This is a genomic window from Paraburkholderia susongensis, from assembly GCF_900177725.1.
In the GTDB taxonomy this organism is placed as follows: Bacteria; Pseudomonadota; Gammaproteobacteria; order Burkholderiales; family Burkholderiaceae; genus Paraburkholderia; species Paraburkholderia susongensis.
On record NZ_FXAT01000001.1, the window covers coordinates 626,175 to 646,327 of the forward strand.

Sequence of the window (20,153 nt, forward strand, 5' to 3'; positions counted from 1 at the left end):
TATCAATTCGCCACACAACCTTTTAGGTTGCATTGAAACCCAAAGAGCACTGTATGTCAACAAGTAGCAATGCGACTATTAAGGTAGCAAATCAAACGGTGCAGAGACATGGACAGAGAGCAGGAACAGGCGCTGGCGGAAGCCGTGGGGCGCGCGATCGCGCGCAAGCGTGTGGAGGCGGGTTTGACGCAGGAGCAGGTGGCCGAACAGTTGGCGCTCGGCCGTGAAGCGGTGGCGCGCGTCGAACGGGGCACGGCGATTCCGACCATCGTTCGGCTGGTCGAACTGGCCGAGCTGTTTGGTTGCCGTACCGAGGAGTTTCTGTCCGGCGCATCCACGCGCGAGGACGATCAGGCCGTGGCGATCGCAGGCGCCCTGCGAGGGGTGTCGTTAAAAGACCGGCAGATGCTGATGGAATGGCTCACGACGCTGGCGCAGCGTCTGCGCAAAGGGGCTTGAGCGAAAGCACGGGCGGAGACAAAGATAGAACCCAGGCGCAGCGTCGCCAGCGCGACGCCCGCCGCCCAGTTGCGCCCTACTGCACCGGCGGCGGCCTGCGGCTTTGACGCGCCATGCTATTCATCATGGTCGTCATGGCTTCCGCCAGGTTTCGCGCGGCATCGCCCTGGCCCGTTTCGGCGCGCAGTTGCGCGAGGTCGAGTTTGGCCCGCGTGTAGTCTTGCGCGGCTGCGCGCGCCAGCCATTTTTCGGCTTCGTCATAGTCGCGGTTGACGATCTTTCCTTCGAAGTACGCCTCGCCGAGCAAGGTCTGCGCAATCGGATAATTCGTCTGTGCCGCGCGCCGGTAATACGCAAGCGCGGCTCGCGTATCGCGCGGCATGCCGAGTCCCTCTTCCGCCATCATGCCGAGTGTCGTCAGCGCGGCCGGGTCGTGCGGACGGCCGCGCAGATTGCGAATCGACGCGGCGCTGCTGTGTTGCGCGCTCATCGTGAGGCGGTATTCGGCGTCGTCCCAAGAATCGGCGCGCTGCTGCGCGGCAGCGTCGGCGGCCACCGTGCCCGCGCCACCGAAGTTCGCCGCAGCCGGCGCGTTCTGCTGCGGGAGCGCGCCGTGGTTTTGTCCGTGCGTTTGTCCACGCGGTTGTCCACGCGTTTGCCCCTCGACGGCCGCGAGCGGCGCGGGAGCCGGCAGGTTCGGCGGCGCGGCGCGCGCGAGCGTCACGTCACCGATCAAGCCGCTCTCGATCCACGGACGCTGCTGGCCGCGCGTGATGTCGCTGACCTGCTGCTGCGTCTGTTCGAGCGCACCCTTGATCGTCGCGTTCGGCGCTTTCATATACATCGACAGATAGTAGGCAAACGGACCGTCATCGACGGCGGTACCGAAGGTGCGCATCGAATCGTACGCGGACGCCTGCCCCGCCGTCGAATAGGCGATCAGTTCGCCGCGCGCGGCGCTCTCGCGCTTGAGCGCCGCACCCGCGCCGCCGCGCGACGGCACCCGGCATGCATCGATCAGCGCAATGAACGAACCAGGTTGCGCGGCCTTGACCTTGGTGCGCACCATGTCGAGGCGGATCGCGCGCTCGAGCAGGATCGCGCGCGTCATCGCGTTGATCGGCACGCCGGCTCGCACGGGCACGAGGAAGTTGTCGCCGCTCGCCTCGAAGCCGTGCCCCGCGTAATAGAACACCACGACCTGAGCGCCTTGCGCGTGCGCGGCCAGCCAGTCCACCGCACCGTTGAATTCATCGCGCGACAGGTCTTCGCTCACGTGCGTGTCGAAGCCGAGTTGGCGCAGTGTTTCGCCGATCAGACGAGCGTCGTTGGCAGGCGAGAGCAACCGGTCGGCGCCCGCATACGCGCTGTTGCCGATCACCAGCGCGACCTTCGCGCCGGACGGCATGGGCCAGGCCGGCGCGGCGCTGGATGCGGCATCGGCGCAGGTGGCGATGCCGGCCACGGCCAGGCACAGCAGAGTCAGCAGAACACGGCGAAAAGAAACGCGCATGAGGACCTCAGGCGGATGAAACGTCGAAGGCGCGATGCGGCACGCCGGCCGCGGCCCCGCCGTTGATCCGCCGTGTAGTGGCGTTGCTCGACATGACTCTCCCGCGTCGATTCAATCAATTCGATGGCGACTGACAGGCGCTCACATCGTCCACGCGCTGCGCCACGCGCGCTGCCGCGGGGTCGTGAAGGAAGGCCGCGCGGGCCTCGGCGTCCGGCAATGCGACCCGCAAGCGGCCATCCGGATCGGGGCCGGCGGCAAGCGAGCCGCCGTATTGCAGCAACCAGTCGCGCAACGCCTGAACGCTGGCGTCAGCGCGTGGCGTGATCCAGACGTCGAGGCAGGATGCGCCCGCGCCACGCACGAGCGGCGTGGTTTCGCTCACGCGATGTTCGCCGCTCACCAGATAACCGAGCGCGCCGGCCTGCGCGATCACCAGCAGGAGAAGCGCCGGCTGCAATGCCGGTGCGGCGCTGCGCAGCCAGTTCCGCAGCCGCGTCAAAACGTTAGGCGTGTGTGGGACTGAGCGCTTTGCGGCTGAAGCGGCCGTGGATGAAGCGGCTGAAGTGGCCGAGGCTGCCGGAGCCACCGCGGATGAGCGCGCGGGTGCGGATGCCAGTGCAGATGCAGCCGCCGTTGAACCCAGCGCTGCTTGCAGCCGGGCGAACGCGTCTGTGGCCGATGCGTCCACGTAATCGTCGGTGGTCTGCTGCGCCAGCGCGCGCAGCCATTCGAGTTCGTCGCGCAATGCCGGGTTCGTCGTCAGTTGCATCGCGAGCGCGCGGGTTTGCGCGACGCTCAGCTCGCCACGCAGATACGCAAGCAGTGTGTCGTGTTGCGCATCGCTCGCATCCGCGCTCGCGCCGCCGGGCAGGTCGGTATCGTTCACGCCATGCCTCCGCTTACGCCGAGCGCGCAGCGCATCAATACATTCTTCGTTTCGGACACGCGCCGCCGCACCGCTACGGCCGAACCCGCCCCCGTGCGCTGCTGGATTTCCACGTCCGTATGGCCGCGCAGCGCGAGTTCGATGGTTTGGCGCGCGAGGCTCGTCAACTGGCGCAAGCAGCGCCCGAGAATCTCCAGCCGCCGCGCGTGACGCAGATGATCTTCCGGGGTATCGGCGACATAGCCCGCGTCGGCGAGCAACGCGTCGAGCAGATCGCCCGGGCGCTCATCCTGGTCGATTCGCACCAGCGTCTTCACTTCGTGACCGAGCTTGTCCATCCGGTCGGTCAGCTTGTTCAACGCCGCGGCACGCACATAGGCCGCAAGGCGCGCCTCGAATGCAGGATGGTCGTCGAGTTCGTTCGCGGGCACGCTGAAATTGCCGCGCTGCTGGAGTACCGCGACGAGCGCTTCGTGCAGACTCTCTTCGATATCGAAGTCGCGCGCCCAGGGAAAGCGGCGGCGCGCCAGGCGAAAGAAGCCCTTGCGCAACAACATGAAGAAATCGTGAAACCGCTCGCGATGCGCGAGCAATTGCCCGATCGCGGTGGAAGCCCCGTGGTCCATTTTTCTGAGTCGAAGAACGACGCTTTATCTTTAGTGTGCGCAGAGTATCAGAATTAAATGGGAACAGGAACTGGCGGCGGCCGGCGTGCGCCATGACGTTTCGAGGCCCCGCTGGACAGACGAAACCGCCCCGCCGTCAAGGACGACATGTTCACGGAGCACGTGAGGCCGTGGCTCGGACTGCCGCCCAAAGCGCGGCGCGTCCGCGGCGGCGTCAGTACGTCTCCAGATGCAGCCGCCCTTCGCGCTTCAACTTCGCCCACAGCGCTTCCCAATCGAGCCGATGCTGCTCGCCGATCTCCTTCAACGCCTGCAGCACGCCGTCTTCCATGCCCTTCAGCCCGCACACGTAGATATAGGTGTTGTCGTCCTTGAGCAGGTTCGCGACGTCCGGCCCGCGCTCGCGCATCGCATCCTGCACGTAGCGCTTCGCCTGCCCCGGCGTGCGCGAAAACGCGAGCGTGGTGTCGATGAAATCCTTCGGCAGATTCATCAGCGGTCCGAAGTAAGGCAGCTCTTCCTTGGTGCGCGCGCCGAAGAACAGCATCAGCTTGCCGGTCGCGCCCTTGAGACGCTTGCGCCGGCGATACTCGGTCATCGCGCGCATCGGCGCGGAACCGGTGCCCGTGCAGATCATGAGCAGATGCGAGTTCGGATGATTCGGCATCAGGAACGTGCTGCCGAACGGGCCGATCACGTTGACCACGTCGCCCTTCTTCAGATCGCACAGATAGTTCGAGCAGACGCCGTCGATGGCATCGCCGTGCTGCTGCGACACACGCCTGACCGTCAGCGACACGTTGTTATAGCCGGGCCGCTCGCCGTCGCGCGGACTGGCGACCGAATACTGCCGCGCGTGATGCGCGCGGCCGTCGGCGCTCGCGCCTGGCGGCAGAATGCCGATCGACTGGCCTTCGAGCACCGGAAACGGCATCGAGCCGAAATCGAGCACGATGTGATGGATATCGCTCGCTGTGGAATTGTCCGTGAGCCGGTAGTTGCCGACCACGGTCGCGGTGGTCGGCGTCTTGTGCGTGTAGAGATTCACGTACGGTTTCGCGGCCGACCACGGCGGCACGAGCGCACCGCGCACCGTGTCGACTTCGATGCCGTCCGCTTCTTCGGATGCATCGCCCGGCACGCCCGCGCCCGCCGCTTCCTCCACGGCGGGCACCGCCATCGTGTTCTGCTCCGGCAGCACGTCCCACGTGAGCTGCTCGTCGATCGAATACGCGTCGGCCTTCAGCACCGTGCGCCAGTTGTCGATCGCACCGGTCGGGCACGGCGGCACGCACGCCATGCAGCCGTTGCAGACATCCGCCTTCACCACGTAGTTGTTGTCGTCGTGCGTGATCGCGTCGACCGGGCAAGTCTCTTCGCAGGTATTGCAGCGAATGCAGATTTCCGGATCGATCAGATGCTGCCTCAGAACTTCGATCGACACTGGGCCGTTCATGACTTCCTCCACCTGGTAATACGGCGCGCGCGGCGGCGCGTGCCTTTCGTGCCCCTCGTGCCTCAGTTGAAGCGCACGTATTCGAAATCGACCGGCTGACGGTTCACGCCCATCGCGGGCGGCGCGATCCAGTTCGCGAACTTGCCCGGCTCCGCGACACGGCCCATCAGCGACGCGACGAATGCGCGGTCTTCCGGCGTGGCGAGCCACTTCGCTTCGTTGGCGGCCCATTCGGCCTCGCTGACGACACGGCCATCGGGCGACACGCGCGTACTCGCAAACGTGCCGATCTGCCGGTTGAACGCCTTGTGCGGCACCGTCATACGGAAATCGACGCCGGCCTTCTCGAGCACCTTGTTCCAGCGCCCGACGCCCGCAACCGAGTCCTTGATGTAATCGTCGCGCAACACTTCGTTCATCGCATTGAGCATCGGCACCTCGCGCTCGACCAGCTTGCCGTCCTGCACGTCGAGCAGCTTGTAGCTGTGGCCGCTCAACTGATGATCGTCGTCGCGCTTGCCTTCCTCGTAGCGGCCTTTCAGGCCCGAGCTATAGAACGTCGCCGCGTTCGACGAATGATCGGCGCCGAACAGGTCGATCGTGACCGAGTAATGGAAGTTCAGATAGCGCTGGATGGTCGGCAGATCGATCACGCCGGCCGCGCGAATCTTCGCGACGTCGTCGGTGCCGAGTTCGTTCATCACTTGCGCGGTGCGCTGGATCACGCGCGACACGCCCGATTCGCCGACGAACATATGATGCGCTTCCTCGGTCAGCATGAACTTCGTCGTGCGCGCGAGCGGATCGAAGCCCGACTCGGCCAGCGCCGACAACTGGAACTTGCCGTCGCGGTCGGTGAAGTACGTGAACATGTAGAACGCGAGCCAGTCCGGCGTTTTCTCGTTGAACGCGCCGAGAATGCGCGGATTGTCGTCGTCGCCCGAGCGGCGGCCGAGCAATGCTTCGGCTTCCTCACGGCCGTCGCGGCCGAAGTAACGATGCAGCAGATAGACCATCGCCCACAGGTGGCGGCCTTCTTCGACGTTGACCTGGAACAGGTTGCGCAGATCGTAGAGCGAAGGCGCGGTCAGGCCGAGGTGGCGCTGCTGCTCGACCGAGGCCGGCTCCGTGTCGCCCTGCGTGACGATGATGCGGCGCAGATTCGCGCGATGCTCGCCCGGCACGTCCTGCCATGCCGCTTCGCCCTTGTGCTCGCCGAAATGGATCTTGCGGTCCTGCTCGCCGGGCGTGAGAAAAATGCCCCAGCGGTACTCCGGCATCTTCACGTAGTCGAAGTGCGCCCAGCCGCCCGCGTCGACACTCACCGCGGTGCGCAGATAGACGTCGTAGCCGTGCGAGCCCTCCGGGCCCATGTCGCCCCACCACGACAGAAAGTTCGGCTGCCACTGCTCGAGCGCGCGCTGCAAGGCGCGGTCGTCGGCGAGGTTGACGTTGTTCGGAATCTTTTCGCTGTAGTTGATCGTGGACATGGTCGTTTCCCTGTTCGGAAGCTGCAATGGCGAGAGGCGCGTATCGGCAGGCGGCGTCGTTGAGTCAGTCGTGCATCGGTTGAGGCGTCGCGTGTATCGAACTCGTATCAAACACGCGACACGTCGAATTGCGCCTTGCTGCCCTTGCCGTACACCTTGAGCGCGCCCTTCTCGCCCACTGCGTTCGGCCGGTTGAAGATCCAGTTCTGCCAGGCGGTGAGACGGCCGAAGATGCGCGTCTCCATCGTCTCCGGCCCGTTGAAGCGTAGATTCGCTTCGAGGCCGGTCAATGCATCGGGCGACATCGCCGCGCGCTCTTCGAGCGCGAGGCGGATTTCGTCGGCCCAGTCGATGTCGTCGGGCGACGCGGTCACGAGCCCGAGGCGCTCGGCGTCGAGCGCCTTGACCGGCTGGCCGATCCGCGAGCGCACTGCGTCGAGCGGCTCGGCTTCTTCATAGAAGCGGCGCGCGAGCCGCGACTGGTGCGTGACCATCGGATAAAGCCCGAAATTGACTTCCGACAGCGTGATGGCCGGCTCTTCGTCTTCGTTGTCCGGCAGCGCGGCCATGTAGGTGCGATCGGCGGCGAACGCGAATTCCGCGAACGTGCCGGCGAAGCACGAGCCCGGCTCGATCAGCGTGAAGAGCGAGCGCGACGATACGTCGATGCGCGCGAGCGTGCGGCGCAGCATGCCGATCGTTTCGCGCACGAACCAGTGGTCCTTGTGCTGCATGAGCGTGGCGTCGGCGGCGAGCAGGTTGCGCGCATCGCCTTCGGTCCTGAACACCCACGTGCCGATTTCGAGCTCGTTGGTGCGCATCGACAGGATCGCGTCGTCGAGTTCGCGGGCGAATTGCAGCGGCCACCAGGTAGCTCCAGCCGCGACGATCGCGTCGATCTCCGCCGGCTGCGCGTCTTGCGGCGCGCGCGCGGTGAAGGTCGCGACTCGTTTCGCGCGATCGATGGAAACGTCCACGGTCTTGTAGCCGAGGCCGTCCTCGCGCTCGGTGCGCTCGATACGCGTAAGCGCAACGCCCTTTGCACCCGCAGGACGATCGCTCTGCGCGGCGAGTTCGAGCGCGCGTGCGTGGATCGCCTGGTCGAACTGATTCGGCTTCACGACTTCATCGACGAGACGCCATGCCTTCGCGCGCTCGCCGCGCACGCCTTCGACCACCGTGCAGAAGATGTCCGCGCGATCGTGGCGTACCTTGCGTTTGTCGGTGACGCGCGTCAGGCCGCCGGTGCCCGGCAGCACGCCGAGCAGCGGCACTTCAGGCAACGATACGGACGACGAACGGTCGTCGATCAGATAGATTTCGTCGCAGGCGAGCGCGAGTTCATAGCCGCCGCCCGCGCACGCGCCGTTCACCGCCGCGAGAAACTTGAGCCCCGAATGACGCGACGAATCTTCGAGCCCGTTGCGCGTTTCGTTCGTGAACTTGCAGAAGTTGACCTTCCACGCGTGCGTCGAGAGGCCCAGCATGAAGATGTTCGCGCCCGAGCAGAACACGCGGTCCTTCAGGCTCGTCACGACCACCGTGCGCACCTCGGGATGCTCGAAGCGGATGCGCTGGATCGCGTCGTGCAGTTCGATGTCGACGCCGAGGTCGTAGGAATTGAGCTTCAGCTTGTAGCCGTCGCGAATGCCGCCGTCTTCAGCGATATCGATGCCGAGCGTCGCAACTGGACCGTTGAAGCTCAGTTTCCAGTGCCGGTACTGTGACGGATCGGTACGGTAGTCGACCGGCGCGGCGGCGGTTTGTACTGTGGACATGGGGGCGTCTCCTGACTGGACGATGCGAATCTGTTTTTTGAACAATAATGCACCAACACAACCAAGTAAAGCACTTTAATGCATATTCGAGTAAAAACCCTGACGCCCCAATGCAGTTCAACCGACGCGCGTCTCCTCCGGCGCTTCTGCCGCGAGGCGCGCGGCAAGCCGGTCGCGCAATTGCAGGTACGCGTCGGCGAGCGTTTTCTCGCTCGTGTCGAAGCTCATGTCGGCGCGTCCGTACAACTCGGCGCGGCCCGTGAGGATGCGCTTCAGGTCGTCCATCGCCTCCCTGTTGCCGGACATCGGCCGCAGATCGCCTTGCGCGACGACGCGGCGCATATGCTCCTCGGGCGTGGCCTGCAGCCACACGGTAAAGCAGTGCGACAGCAGCGCGTTGAACGTGCCCGACTCCGACACGAGCCCGCCCGGTGACGCGATCACCGCGCGCTCGTGCTCCGCGATCACGGCCTCGAGCGCGCGATGCTCGTAGCGCCGGTACGCGCTCGCGCCGTAGAGCGAATGAATCTCCGACGGCGGGCAACCCGCGAGCTGTTCGATCACGCGCGTGAGTTCGACGAACGGCACCTTGCGCTCCTGCGCGAGCATGCGGCCGAACGTCGATTTGCCGGCGCCGCGCAGGCCGATCAGCGCGATGCGGTCCTTGCGGTGCGGGTCGCGCGGCGCCAGCGCGAACATCTCGGCGAGCGCCACGCGCGCGCGCTGCAAGGCCGCCTGGTCGCGCCCCCGCAGCAATTCGCGGATCAGCAGCCATTCGGCGGACGCCGTGGTTTCATCACCGATCACTTCGGCCAGCGTGCAGTTCAGGGTGGCCGCGATCTGCCGCAGCACGAGCACCGACGCATTGCCGACGCCCGATTCCAGATTCGCGAGATGCCGCTCCGACAGGCCGGTTTCAGCCGCGAGCGTCTTGCGAGTCATGCCGCGGCGCGCGCGCAGCAGGCGCACGCGCTCGCCCATCGCGGTCAGAAACGGATCGCGCTCTTCGCGATCGGCGCCACGTTCGGCTCCGCGCTCAATGCCCCGCTCGCTGCGCTCGGCGCGGCTGGTGTCGGCGTCGGCATCGGCGGCGGCTTCGTCCAACGGTGCGGGAGAGTTCTTTTGATTCATGTTATGTGACCTCGCAACCTCAATACATGTACTATAGTGCTTGACACGCACTTGGTGAACGGTTTAATTTTCGCCAAAAGCTGATCCAATCACAAACGATCCCGAACTATCAGAACGCCGCCGGACTTCTCCGGCAGCGTCATGGAGACGGCGCGGCAGCACACATGAACCTGGGTTCCGGTGCCGGAACCTCGGGTCTGCGTGAACGCGCTCTTCTGGAGGCTCGCATGTCCCCGCATGAATTCCAACGCCTGATCGCCGGCGTGACCGCGCAACTCGACGGGCGGCCGCTCGACGATTCTCTCGCGGCATGGCTGAACGACATCTGGCCAGCCGACAGCCCCACCTTCCGCGAACTCGCAAACGCGTGCCGCAGCGGCGTCGCCGAAGGGTGGCTGTGCAGCCGCGAAGCGGGCGGCATCCGCTACGGCCGCATCTTCAAGGCGCTGCCCGATACCCACGGTTTTTCCGTCGACGTCGTCGATATGCGGGACATTGCCGGTCCGCATCACGTTCATCCGCACGGCGAAATAGATCTGGTCATGCCGCTCACCGACGGAGCGACCTTCGACGGCCATCCGGCCGGCTGGTGCGTGTACGGTCCGGGCTCTGCGCATCGTCCGACCGTCGCTAACGGCCAGGCGCTCGTGCTGTATCTGCTGCCGCAAGGCGCGATCGAATTCACCACGGCCTGAGAACGCGACGGCGGACTCCTGAGGAATCAGGACGCGCGCCTGGGACACGCGTTTAGGACACGCGCTTGGCACACGCACCGGCCAGCGGCCGGGCAGCGCGAAGCCGCGCAAACGCAAACAGCAAGCATCGGGCGGATCACGAGCGCAGAACAGCCGGACCGCCACCATGGATGGAGGAGACAGATGGAAGCCCTGCCGGAAGCCCTGCTGCAAACGACCGCGCCTCAGCCGGTCGCGCCGCCGCCCCCGCTATTCAATTTCGCGCGCCATCTGTTCGAATTGAACGAGGCGCGCGCGAGCAAGCTCGTCTATATCGACGACACCAGTGCGACGACCTACGGCGAACTCGAAGAACGCGCGCGGCGCTGTGCCAGCGCACTGCGCACACTCGGCGTGCATCCCGAGGAACGTGTGCTGCTCGTGATGCTCGACACGGTTTCGCTGCCGGTCGCGTTTCTCGGCGCGCTCTATGCGGGTGTCGTGCCGGTCGTCGCGAACACGCTGCTCACGGCCGCCGACTATACGTACATGCTCACGCATAGCCATGCGCGAGCGGTGATCGTTTCGGAAGCCTTGCTGCCCACCGTCACACAGGCGCTGGAGAGCATCGATCATGACGGCTGCCAGTTGATCGTTTCGCAGCCGAGGGCGCCCACAGACGCGCCGCCTGTTTCACCGCCGACCGCGCCACATACCGCGCCACGCTTCGAAGACCTGCTCGACGCCACGGCACCCGCGCTCAAGGGCGCGGCGAGCAGCGGCGACGACATCGCGTTCTGGCTCTACTCGTCGGGCTCGACCGGCAAACCGAAGGGCACGGTCCACACGCATGCGAACCTGTACTGGACCGCCGAACTGTATGGGAAGCCGGTGCTCGGCATCGTGGAAAGCGACGTGGTGTTTTCCGCGGCCAAACTGTTCTTCGCGTACGGACTCGGCAATGCGCTGACCTTTCCGTTATCGGTCGGCGCCACCGCGATCCTGATGGCCGAGCGCCCCACCGCCGACGCGGTGTTCTCGCGCCTCGTGCGGCATCGTCCGAGCGTGTTCTACGGCGTGCCCACGCTCTACGCGAGCATGCTCGTCTCGCCGAATCTGCCCGCGCGCGCCGATGTCGCGATGCGCATCTGCGCCTCGGCGGGCGAGGCGCTGCCGCGCGAGGTCGGCGAGCGCTTCACCGCGCACTTCGGCGCCGAGATTCTCGACGGCATCGGCTCGACGGAAATGCTGCATATCTTCCTGTCGAATCGCGCGGGCGAAGTCGAATACGGCACGACCGGCCGGCCGGTGCCGGGCTACGAAGTCGAATTGCGCGACGAAGCCGGCCAGCCGGTGCCCGATGGCGAAGTCGGCGACCTGTACATCAAGGGGCCGAGCGCGGCGCTCATGTACTGGAGCAATCGCGAGAAGTCGCGCGCGACGTTTCTCGGCGAATGGATTCGCAGCGGCGACAAGTACCGGCGCCTCGCGAACGGCTGCTATGTCTACGCGGGCCGCAGTGACGACATGCTGAAAGTGAGCGGCCAGTACGTGTCGCCGATCGAAGTGGAAATGGTGCTCGTGGAGCACCCCGCCGTGCTCGAAGCGGCGGTGGTCGGCGTCGATCACGGCGGCCTCGTGAAGACGCGCGCGTTCGTCGTGCTGAAGCATGAGTTCGCGCCATCTGAGATACTTGCCGACGAACTGAAAGCCTACGTCAAGGAGCGGCTCGCGCCGCACAAGTATCCGCGCGATATCGTGTTCGCCGACGATCTGCCCAAGACCGCCACCGGCAAGATTCAACGCTTCAAGCTGCGCGAACAATCATAAGGTGATCCATGCAGAACCCCGCTACCGCCGCTGCCCTTTCCACTGCTTGCGCCGCGAGCGAATTCGCCGAACTGCCGGCGAACGCATCGCACGGAGCGCTGCGCATCGAGTATCGCTGGGTCAATGAACAGGCGGGAAAAAAAGCGGGTGAAACAGGGGAAGACGCGCCGTTCGCGGTGTTCCTGCACGAAGGACTCGGCTCGGTCGCGATGTGGCGCGACTGGCCGCAAAGCCTATGCGAGCGGCTCGGCATGCGCGGGCTCGTCTATTCGCGCCCCGGCTATGGACTCTCGACACCGCGCGCGCATCACGTGAAATGGCCGGTCGATTTCATGACCGCGCAAGCACGCGATGTTCTCCCGGCACTGCTCGACGCGCTCGGGATCGGCATGCGGCAACGCAAGCGCATGTGGGTCATCGGCCATAGCGACGGCGGCTCGATCGCGCTGCTCTACGCGGCGCTCTATCCCGATGCGCTGGCGGGCGCGGTCGCCATTGCGCCGCATGTATTCGTCGAAGACATCTCCGTGCAGAGCATCGCCCAAACGAAGCAGCTTTACGAAACCACCGACCTGCGCGGCAAGCTCGCGCGCTATCACGCCGACGTCGATTCCGCGTTCTATGGCTGGAACGACATCTGGCTGAATCCCGCGTTCAGGCAGTGGTCGATCGTCGACGAACTCGCGCCGATTCGCCGGCCGCTGCTCGCGATACAAGGCCGCGACGACAACTACGGCACGATGGCGCAGATCGACACGATCGTCACACGCGTGCCACATGCGCAACTCGTCAAGCTCGATGCCTGCGGGCACTCGCCGCATCGCGATGCGCCGGGCAAGCTCAATGACGCGATTGCGGCATTCATTGAGGCGCAGAGATGACCGCAGTGGTAACCGTAACCACAGCGGTAATCATAAGCCGCTCACCCCTTACACATTCTTCATAAAAATTACACGGATCGGCGATTATGCTGCGGCATCGCTGACCTCGGCACATCGATGCCCAGGCATCCCTTCCCCGTGCCGGAGACAGTGCATGCTCTTCGTGTCGAAGCCGTTCCCGGCGTTCCGTGTGCCCACGAGCAAACGGCAACGCAAACGTTTGGCAAGCGCATTGGCCATCGTCTCGCTGTGCACGCTAAGCGCCGCATGCAGCAACGACGACAAACCCATCGACACGAATACGATCAGCTCGACCGGGCAGCCAGCCGATAACGGCGGCAACCCCGGCGGCAACCCCTTTTCGACCGCGTCGCCGGCAAACCCCGCGCCGGCGACGCTCACGATTCAGACTCCCGCAGTCCCCGCATCCGGCGCCGATGGGTCGGCCTCACTGACGAGTTCACTGACCAACTCGTCGACGCCGTCAGCGCCGCTTGCCAGCCCCGTCATCCACACCGTGGATTGAGTTGCGCACCGCGCGCGGCGCCGGGCCTCTCTACGCGCGCGATGCCTCGTCACAGTGCATCTTCGCAGTGCACTTTTCTCCATCGAAGATCAAGCCAAAACCATGACCTCAAAAAATCGCCGTGATTTTCTGCGCTCGGCCGCGCAAGCCGCCGGTTCCTTCACCGCGTTGAGCATGCTGCCGCCGGGCATTCGCAACGCGCTCGCCATTCCGGCGAATAACCAGACCGGCACGATTCGCGACGTCGAGCACATCGTCGTGCTGATGCAGGAGAACCGCTCGTTCGATCATTACTTCGGCACGCTCAAGGGCGTGCGCGGTTTCGGCGACACGCGCGCGATCACCCTCGCGAACGGCCAGCCGGTGTGGTACCAGCCGCTCACCACCGATGCGGCCGGCGCGAATTACGTGCTGCCATTCCGCCCGAGCGCACCGAACCTCGGGCTGCAATTCCTGCAGGATCTCGCGCACGACTGGGGCAGCACGCACGCCGCCTGGAACAACGGCCGCAACGATCAATGGGTGCCCGCGAAAGGCGCCACGACGATGGCCTACCTCACGCGCGACGACATCCCGTTTCACTATCAGCTCGCCGACGCCTTCACGATTTGCGACGCGTATCACTGCTCGCTGATGGGCCCGACCGATCCGAACCGCTACTACATGTGGAGCGGCTGGGTCGGCAACGACGGCAGCGGCGGCGGCCCGGTGATCGACAACTCCGAACTCGGCTACGGCTGGTCGACCTACCCCGAGGTGCTGCAAAACGCTGGCATCTCGTGGAAGATCTATCAGGACATGGGCAACGGGCTCGATGCGAACGGTTCGTGGGGCTGGACGCAGAACGCATACATCGGCAATTACGGCGACAACTCGCTGCTCTACTTCAACCAGTATCGCAACGCGCAACCGGGCAATCCGCTCTACGACAACGCGCGCACCGGCACCAATGCGGCGAAGGGCGACGGCTATTTCGACATCCTCAAGCGCGACGTGCAGAACGACACGCTGCCGCAGGTGTCGTGGATCGTCGCGCCCGAAGCGTATTCCGAGCATCCGAACTGGCCGTCGAATTACGGCGCGTGGTACATCGACCAGGTGCTGCAGATTCTCACGTCGAATCCCGAGGTGTGGAGCAAGACCGTGCTGCTCGTCAACTACGACGAGAACGACGGCTTCTTCGATCACATCGCGGCGCCGTTCGCGCCCGCGTCGAACGCAAACGGCCTGTCGACCGTCGACACGACGCACGAAATCTATCCGGGCGACGCGAAGACGCCCGCCGCTCCGTACGGGCTCGGCCCGCGCGTGCCGATGCTCGTGGTCTCGCCGTGGTCGAAGGGCGGCTACGTCTGCTCGGAACTGTTCGACCATACTTCGGTGATCCGCTTCATCGAAAAGCGCTTCGGCGAGCATCACGACCTCGGTGAATCGAACATCACGCCGTGGCGTCGCGCGGTATGTGGCGACCTGACTTCGGCGTTCAACTTCAGCAATCCGAACGCTGCGCTGCCGTCGCTGCCGAGCACGACCCCCTACGTGCCGCCCGATCAGAACCGTCATCCGGACTACGTGCCGCAGCCGCCCGCCGCTCAGGCGGTGCCGAAGCAGGAGCCCGGCGTGCGCCCCGCTCGCGCGTTGCCCTACGAACTGTTCGTGCGCGCCGACGCAGGCTCGAACGGCACGCTGACGATGCGCTTCATCAATACGGGGCGTACGGGCGCCGTGTTCCTCGTCTACAACGCGAATAGCACCGACGCGCCGCGCACCTATACGGTCGAAGCCGGCAAGCGCCTGCACGACGCGTTGCCGCTCAATGCGGACGGCAGCTACGATTTCACCGTGCACGGGCCGAACGGTTTCCTGCGCCGCTTCGCGGGCAAGGCCGTCGCGCGCAACAACTGGTGGAGTGGCAAGGACACGGCGCGTCCGGATATCGCCGAGGGTTACGACGTCGCCAACGGCAACCTGCAACTGCGCCTCGAAAACGTCGGCAGCGCGCGTTGCCAGTTCACGATCGTCAATGCGTACGATCCGGGCAACGTCATCACGCATTCAGTGCGTGGTGGCGATACCGACCCGTTGTACCTCGACCTGCGCAACGCGCACGGCTGGTACGACCTGGCGATCACGGTCGACACGGATGCGTCGTTTGCGCGACGCCTCGCCGGCCACGTGGAAACCGGCCAGAGCAGCATGAGCGATCCGGCCTTGGGTAGCTAAGCCTTGGGTAGCTAATCTGGGCAACCAAGTCCGGGGCAACCAGGCCTCGAACCAATGCTGCTGTTTCCGTAAAAGCAACGGCCGCTGCGTCCGATCACACGCAGCGGCCGTTGCCTTGAAGCGCTCTGGCGAGCCTGAAAATACCGCGCGACCGCTTACGATTCGAAATCGAGCCCGCCGATCAACGCAACCGGCTCGCCCTGCGTGTGCGTGAGGAAATCGAGTTCGCGCGCCTGAGTCCATGCATTGAGCTTGCGTGGCAGCGCCGCGAGATACCGGGTAAAGCGCGCCGACCCTTGCTCGCCCATCAGCCTTTCGATTTCATCGCCGTCCCAGGTCAGATACAGATTCAGCGGATGCGGGTAATGGCCGAGTTCTTCGAGCGGCGCCGCATGAATCCGCACACGGGTGGGGTGCCCGTGTCCGCCGTACGGCAGCACTTCGGTATGCACGGTCTTCGCGAAACATGCAGCGATCGCCTCGGCGATGCGAGGCGCGAACTCCTTGTCGAAACGAACTGCACTTTCTGGACGCATCCAGGTCTCCGATGTATTGCGTAATGTGATCGATCATCGTAGCACGCGGGTCTGCCGGTGCTTGCCGGTGCCCGGCAGCATCCGCTCTGCCCGTCCACCACGTCGGCCCGAACGCAGCAGTATCGGCATTCAGCTTCGGCTTCCTCACTCAACTTTTCCCGGCCAGCGTGTCCGCGTTCTGCGTCACCGCCTCGCGCAACGCCTTGCGGATCACCTTGCCGGTCGCCGTCAGCGGCAGGTTCTCGACAAAGCGGATTTCGCGCGGATACTCGTGCGCGGCGAGGCGCGTCTTCACGTGCTGCTGGATCTCGCGCACGAGCGCATCGTCGCCGACGAAGCCCGCTTTCAGCACGACGAACGCCATCACGATTTCGGTGCGCTCGCGATCCGGCGCACCGATCACGGCCGCCATCGCCACCGCCGGATGACGCAGCAGCGAGTCTTCGATCGACGCCGGCCCGATCCGGTAGCCGGCGCTCGTAATCACGTCGTCGCCGCGGCCGACGAAGCGGATGAAGCCGTCCGCGTCGCGCGTGCCGAGATCGCCGGTCAGCAGGAATTCGCCGCGGAATTTTTCGCGCGTCGCCGCTTCGTTGTGCCAGTAGCCGAGGAACATCACCGGATCGGGCGCGGCCACCGCGATATCGCCGATCACACCGGGCGGCACTTCGTGGCCGTGCGCATCGACGATCGCAACGCGATGCCCGGGCACCGCGCGCCCGATCGCACCAAAGCACGGCTCGAACAGCGCCGCGCATGACGACACCACGACGTTGCACTCGGTCTGCCCATAGAACTCGTTGATCGTCACGCCGAGCGCCTCGCGGCCCCAGCCGATCAGTTCCTCGCCGAGCGATTCGCCGCCGCTCGCGACCGAGCGCAACGCGAGGCGCAGACCGGCGGGACGCTCGACGCCGCGCATCATCTTCAGCGCGGTCGGCGGCAGGAACGCATGCGAGACCGCGTGACGCGCCATCAGGTCGAACGCGGCGTGACCGTCGAATTTCGCGAAGCGGCGCGCCAGCACCGCGACGCCGTGATGCCACGACGGCAGCAGCACGTCGAACAGGCCGCCGATCCACGCCCAATCCGCGGGCGTCCACATCAGTGTCGCGTGCGCGGGGAAGCCCTGCTGCGACATCTCGACGCCGGGCAGATGCCCGAGCAAGACACGGTGCCCGTGCAGCGCGCCCTTCGGTTTGCCGGTCGTGCCCGAGGTATAGATGATGATCGCGGGATCGTCCGCGCTGGTATCGACCGGCGTGAAATCGACGGGAGCCTCGTTCAGCGCACGCCAGAACGAGCGCACGGGCGCGGGCGATGCTTCGTCATCCTGTTCGATATCGACGCTGAACACGTGCCGCAAGGCCGGTAACGCGCCGCGGATTTCGTCGATCTTCCGCACGCCGGCCTGATCGGTAATCAGCGCGAGCGCGCCGCTATCGCCGAGCCGGTGCTCGATCGCGTCGACGCCGAACAGCGCGAAAAGCGGCACGGCGACGAGGCCCGCCTTGTACGCGGCAAGATGCGCGATGGCCGTTTCGATCGATTGCGACAGGAAGATGCCGATGCGGTCGCCACGTTGCGCGCCCGATGCCTGCAACGCATTCGCGAAGCGGTCGGACAGCGTTTTCAATTCGTCGAACGTATAGCGCGTGGCGCGGCCGTCGGCGTCTTCGTAGATCAGCGCGAGACGGCCCGAGCCGTCGGCCCATTTATCGCAGGAGTCGACGCCGATGTTGTAGCGCGCCGGAACGCGCCACGTGAAGTTCGATGTGAGCGAATCGTAAGTCTGACCGTCGAGGTTCATCGTGTCTCCTTGATGTCGTTTTTTATCGCTGCATGGCGCGCGATGCGTGGCCGATGCGTAGCCGGGACGTGGCCGAGACGTGGCCGGGACGTGGCCCATTGCTTGCTGCGCATGCTCACACGCCGTGTGTTCTTCAGTTTAGCCCACGTCCCGGCGCCCTCCCCGACGCATCGCCGCGCTCTGCCGAATTCGCTACATACGACATACTCCCGCCCAAATTCGCCTACACGCAGCGCCCGTCTCCACGTTTCGCGACAACTCCTGTGCGATTCGGGCCCTTTACGTCTGATCTGTGCCTCACGCGTCTAGCATCGATACACTGGTTCGGCGCGCATGTTGCGCCGCATGATCGTTTCTCCGGACAGCATATGCGCAAGACAAGATTTGCATCGTTCTGGCACGGCCCGGAACTCTCGCCCTACGAAATCGCCTGTCTGAATTCGTTCACGCTGTATGGCAGCGAGGTCGCGCTGTACAGCTATGGGCCGATCGCCAATCTGCCGCCAGGCGTGATCGCGAAAGACGCTCGCGAGATTCTGCCGCCCGACACGCTGAGCGATTTTGCGATTCACGGCGTGCCGTCGATCGCGCATTTCAGCGACTACTTCCGCTTCGCGATGTTCACGAAGACCGACGAAATCTGGGTCGACACCGATCTGCTGCAGTTGCACGATTTCGACCTCAATGCGAAGGGCGATCTGATCGGCAAGGAAACGCCGACGAGCCTCTGCACGGCGATACTGCGGCTCGATCCCGACTCGCCGCGCCTGCGCGAACTGATCGAACGGGTCGAGGCGATGAAAGGGACCGAACTCAAGTGGGGCGACACTGGTCCGCGCCTGCTGACCGAGGTCTACGGCATCAAGGCGGGCTTGCCTGAAAGCCTCTTCTACCCCGTGCATTTCGACGACTACTACAAACCGTTCCTGCCGCGCCATTTCGACGAATGCGCGGCGCTGTGCTCCGACGCGTACACGCTGCACCTGTGGAACAACCGCGTGGTCAAGATGGGGCTCTTCAAGCGGATCGGGCCGCCCGCCGGTTCGTTCCTGCATCACGTGTTTGAGCAGACCGGCGCGAACAGCCAGTTTCGCGAGTTCTACCCGGCGAACGTGATGCAGACGATGATCGACAACGCGGTGCAGAAAGTCGGCAGCGATGAAGGCGTGCGCAAGCTGCTGCGCGTCGGCGTGCCGATGGTCAAGACCGCGATCGTGCGCAGATTCGGCGTATAGATGTAACCGGCACATCCGGCACGGCGGGCGCCACGCTTCGGCACGACACCTCAGCACGACGCTTCAGAACGACACCTCAAGCGGCGCTTCCCCTGCCCGATCCACGCGCCTGCTCCAGGATGAACTCGATGAACGTCGCGGCCGCGCGCGTGTGGTGCCGGTCCGGCATGTACACCATGTACATGTGCGTGCCGAAGATACTCAGGCGCCATTCATCGAGCGCGGTCAGCACGTCGCCGCGCTTCAGGTCGTCCTGCACGACATAGTCCGGCACGAGTCCGACCCCGAGACCCGCCAGCACCGCCTGGCGTAAAAACAGAAAGTTCTCGGAGATGATCGTCGGCTCGAGCAGCACTTCATGCCGCTCATCGCGCAGATAAGCGGCCAGCCGCAACTGCCTGCCGATCACGGCCGCGGTAATCAGCGGCGCGGCGCGCAGGTCGTCGAGCGTCGCGGGCATGCCGTGCGTGCGCGCGAACCCGGGCGAGGCGCACGCGACGTACCTGACCGGCCCCATGTCGCGCGCGACGAGGTTCTGCGGCGGCTCGGACATCACACGCACCGCGATATCGACTTCGTCGCGCATCAGATCCTCGACGCGGTTCTCGAACAGCACGTCGAGCACGATGCCCGGATACAGCCGCTTGAACGCGATCAGCCAGTCGGACATCACGATCTGGCCGTAGCCGCTCGGCACGCTCAGGCGCACGCGGCCCTGCAGGCCTTGCCCGAGCGACGTGACCGACTCGCGCGCGGCAAGCAGCGCGTTCTGGATCGCGCGGCCGTGTTCGTAGAGCCGCAGACCAATCTCGGTCGGCTCGACGCGGCGCGTCGTGCGCCGCACCAGTTGCAGGCCGATCGAGCGCTCCAGCTGATTCAGGTGATAGCTCACGTTCGCGCGGCTCATCTTGAGCCGGCGCGCGGCTTCGCTCAGATTGCCGGCGTCGAGGATATCGACGAGCAAGGTCAGGGAATTGACGTCCATCGCAGCGCTTTTGTCAAAATAATTTTGACAGTCTGTCAATTCGGCATGCCATTGTCAACGAAGCTTGACCGCTCCAGAATGGCACGATCCGGCGCGCTGACGTCCTCGCTG

General features: G+C 65.0%; 17 protein-coding genes. 7 read left to right on the forward strand and 10 right to left on the reverse strand.

Annotation, left to right across the window (positions count from 1 at the left end):
* Positions 1-108: 108 nt before the first annotated feature.
* Positions 109-459: a helix-turn-helix domain-containing protein gene (locus B9Z01_RS02860; RefSeq protein WP_085480729.1), complete on the forward strand. Its 351-nt coding sequence runs from the start codon at positions 109-111 to the stop codon at positions 457-459.
* Between the two features lie 76 nt (positions 460-535).
* Here B9Z01_RS02860 and B9Z01_RS02865 read toward each other — a convergent pair whose 3' ends face one another.
* The 7 genes from B9Z01_RS02865 to B9Z01_RS02895 form a co-directional block, all read right to left on the reverse strand.
* Entirely contained in the window at positions 536-1,972 is a 1,437-nt protein-coding gene (locus tag B9Z01_RS02865; protein WP_085480730.1) for a caspase family protein, read from the reverse strand.
* A gap of 115 nt (positions 1,973-2,087) precedes the next feature.
* Positions 2,088-2,861 carry a hypothetical protein gene (locus B9Z01_RS02870; RefSeq protein WP_085480731.1) on the reverse strand — a complete coding sequence of 258 codons (774 nt, stop codon included), beginning with the start codon at positions 2,859-2,861 and terminating at the stop codon, positions 2,088-2,090.
* The gene (locus B9Z01_RS02875; RefSeq protein ID WP_085480732.1) at positions 2,858-3,487 is read right to left on the reverse strand and encodes a sigma-70 RNA polymerase sigma factor region 4 domain-containing protein; all 630 of its coding nucleotides are present in this window, start codon (positions 3,485-3,487) and stop codon (positions 2,858-2,860) included. Before B9Z01_RS02875 ends, B9Z01_RS02870 begins: the two co-directional genes overlap by 4 nt.
* Before the next feature lie 214 nt (positions 3,488-3,701).
* A complete protein-coding gene (gene boxA, locus B9Z01_RS02880) occupies positions 3,702-4,943 on the reverse strand; it encodes a benzoyl-CoA 2,3-epoxidase subunit BoxA (protein WP_085480733.1) in 1,242 nt (413 codons plus the stop codon).
* A gap of 62 nt (positions 4,944-5,005) precedes the next feature.
* Positions 5,006-6,433, reverse strand: coding sequence for a benzoyl-CoA 2,3-epoxidase subunit BoxB (gene boxB, locus B9Z01_RS02885; RefSeq protein ID WP_085480734.1), 1,428 nt, complete (start codon positions 6,431-6,433; stop codon positions 5,006-5,008).
* Between the two features lie 107 nt (positions 6,434-6,540).
* Positions 6,541-8,211: a 2,3-epoxybenzoyl-CoA dihydrolase gene (boxC, locus tag B9Z01_RS02890; protein WP_085480735.1), complete on the reverse strand. Its 1,671-nt coding sequence runs from the start codon at positions 8,209-8,211 to the stop codon at positions 6,541-6,543.
* Positions 8,212-8,328: 117 nt separating this feature from the next.
* Complete coding sequence (locus B9Z01_RS02895) at positions 8,329-9,342, reverse strand: helix-turn-helix transcriptional regulator (RefSeq protein WP_085480736.1); 1,014 nt, start codon at positions 9,340-9,342, stop codon at positions 8,329-8,331.
* A gap of 227 nt (positions 9,343-9,569) precedes the next feature.
* Between B9Z01_RS02895 and B9Z01_RS02900 the strand changes: the two genes are divergently transcribed.
* From B9Z01_RS02900 to B9Z01_RS02920, 5 genes are all read left to right on the forward strand, one after another.
* Positions 9,570-10,037: a DUF4863 family protein gene (locus B9Z01_RS02900; protein ID WP_085480737.1), complete on the forward strand. Its 468-nt coding sequence runs from the start codon at positions 9,570-9,572 to the stop codon at positions 10,035-10,037.
* Between the two features lie 183 nt (positions 10,038-10,220).
* Positions 10,221-11,846, forward strand: coding sequence for a benzoate-CoA ligase family protein (locus B9Z01_RS02905; RefSeq protein ID WP_085480738.1), 1,626 nt, complete (start codon positions 10,221-10,223; stop codon positions 11,844-11,846).
* Positions 11,847-11,854: 8 nt separating this feature from the next.
* Positions 11,855-12,727 carry an alpha/beta fold hydrolase gene (locus B9Z01_RS02910; RefSeq protein WP_085480739.1) on the forward strand — a complete coding sequence of 291 codons (873 nt, stop codon included), beginning with the start codon at positions 11,855-11,857 and terminating at the stop codon, positions 12,725-12,727.
* 154 nt (positions 12,728-12,881) lie between these two features.
* On the forward strand, positions 12,882-13,253 hold the full coding sequence (locus B9Z01_RS02915; RefSeq protein ID WP_085480740.1) for a hypothetical protein: 372 nt from the start codon (positions 12,882-12,884) through the stop codon (positions 13,251-13,253).
* Positions 13,254-13,355: 102 nt separating this feature from the next.
* Entirely contained in the window at positions 13,356-15,476 is a 2,121-nt protein-coding gene (locus B9Z01_RS02920; protein ID WP_085480741.1) for a phosphocholine-specific phospholipase C, read from the forward strand.
* Between the two features lie 155 nt (positions 15,477-15,631).
* Here B9Z01_RS02920 and B9Z01_RS02925 read toward each other — a convergent pair whose 3' ends face one another.
* Together B9Z01_RS02925 and B9Z01_RS02930 are read right to left on the reverse strand one after the other, a co-directional pair.
* Positions 15,632-16,012, reverse strand: coding sequence for a DUF5594 family protein (locus B9Z01_RS02925; RefSeq protein WP_085480742.1), 381 nt, complete (start codon positions 16,010-16,012; stop codon positions 15,632-15,634).
* Positions 16,013-16,160: 148 nt separating this feature from the next.
* Complete coding sequence (locus B9Z01_RS02930; RefSeq protein ID WP_085480743.1) at positions 16,161-17,822, reverse strand: acyl-CoA synthetase; 1,662 nt, start codon at positions 17,820-17,822, stop codon at positions 16,161-16,163.
* 368 nt (positions 17,823-18,190) lie between these two features.
* Between B9Z01_RS02930 and B9Z01_RS02935 the strand changes: the two genes are divergently transcribed.
* Positions 18,191-19,057: a hypothetical protein gene (locus B9Z01_RS02935; RefSeq protein ID WP_085480744.1), complete on the forward strand. Its 867-nt coding sequence runs from the start codon at positions 18,191-18,193 to the stop codon at positions 19,055-19,057.
* Between the two features lie 76 nt (positions 19,058-19,133).
* Here the strand turns inward: B9Z01_RS02935 and B9Z01_RS02940 are convergent, their stop codons facing one another.
* Entirely contained in the window at positions 19,134-20,042 is a 909-nt protein-coding gene (locus B9Z01_RS02940) for a LysR family transcriptional regulator (RefSeq protein ID WP_085480745.1), read from the reverse strand.
* Positions 20,043-20,153: the final 111 nt, after the last annotated feature.

What these genes read in the sequence shown, in the direction of transcription:
- B9Z01_RS02860 (WP_085480729.1), top strand. Translation starts at nt 109, where the DNA reads ATGGACAGAGAGCAGGAACAGGCGCTGGCGGAAGCCGTGGGGCGCGCG.
- B9Z01_RS02865 (WP_085480730.1), bottom strand. Translation starts at nt 1,972, where the DNA reads ATGCGCGTTTCTTTTCGCCGTGTTCTGCTGACTCTGCTGTGCCTGGCC.
- B9Z01_RS02875 (WP_085480732.1), bottom strand. Translation starts at nt 3,487, where the DNA reads ATGGACCACGGGGCTTCCACCGCGATCGGGCAATTGCTCGCGCATCGC.
- boxA (WP_085480733.1), bottom strand. Translation starts at nt 4,943, where the DNA reads ATGAACGGCCCAGTGTCGATCGAAGTTCTGAGGCAGCATCTGATCGAT.
- boxB (WP_085480734.1), bottom strand. Translation starts at nt 6,433, where the DNA reads ATGTCCACGATCAACTACAGCGAAAAGATTCCGAACAACGTCAACCTC.
- boxC (WP_085480735.1), bottom strand. Translation starts at nt 8,211, where the DNA reads ATGTCCACAGTACAAACCGCCGCCGCGCCGGTCGACTACCGTACCGAT.
- B9Z01_RS02895 (WP_085480736.1), bottom strand. Translation starts at nt 9,342, where the DNA reads ATGAATCAAAAGAACTCTCCCGCACCGTTGGACGAAGCCGCCGCCGAT.
- B9Z01_RS02900 (WP_085480737.1), top strand. Translation starts at nt 9,570, where the DNA reads ATGTCCCCGCATGAATTCCAACGCCTGATCGCCGGCGTGACCGCGCAA.
- B9Z01_RS02905 (WP_085480738.1), top strand. Translation starts at nt 10,221, where the DNA reads ATGGAAGCCCTGCCGGAAGCCCTGCTGCAAACGACCGCGCCTCAGCCG.
- B9Z01_RS02910 (WP_085480739.1), top strand. Translation starts at nt 11,855, where the DNA reads ATGCAGAACCCCGCTACCGCCGCTGCCCTTTCCACTGCTTGCGCCGCG.
- B9Z01_RS02915 (WP_085480740.1), top strand. Translation starts at nt 12,882, where the DNA reads ATGCTCTTCGTGTCGAAGCCGTTCCCGGCGTTCCGTGTGCCCACGAGC.
- B9Z01_RS02920 (WP_085480741.1), top strand. Translation starts at nt 13,356, where the DNA reads ATGACCTCAAAAAATCGCCGTGATTTTCTGCGCTCGGCCGCGCAAGCC.
- B9Z01_RS02925 (WP_085480742.1), bottom strand. Translation starts at nt 16,012, where the DNA reads ATGCGTCCAGAAAGTGCAGTTCGTTTCGACAAGGAGTTCGCGCCTCGC.
- B9Z01_RS02930 (WP_085480743.1), bottom strand. Translation starts at nt 17,822, where the DNA reads ATGAACCTCGACGGTCAGACTTACGATTCGCTCACATCGAACTTCACG.
- B9Z01_RS02935 (WP_085480744.1), top strand. Translation starts at nt 18,191, where the DNA reads ATGCGCAAGACAAGATTTGCATCGTTCTGGCACGGCCCGGAACTCTCG.
- B9Z01_RS02940 (WP_085480745.1), bottom strand. Translation starts at nt 20,042, where the DNA reads ATGGACGTCAATTCCCTGACCTTGCTCGTCGATATCCTCGACGCCGGC.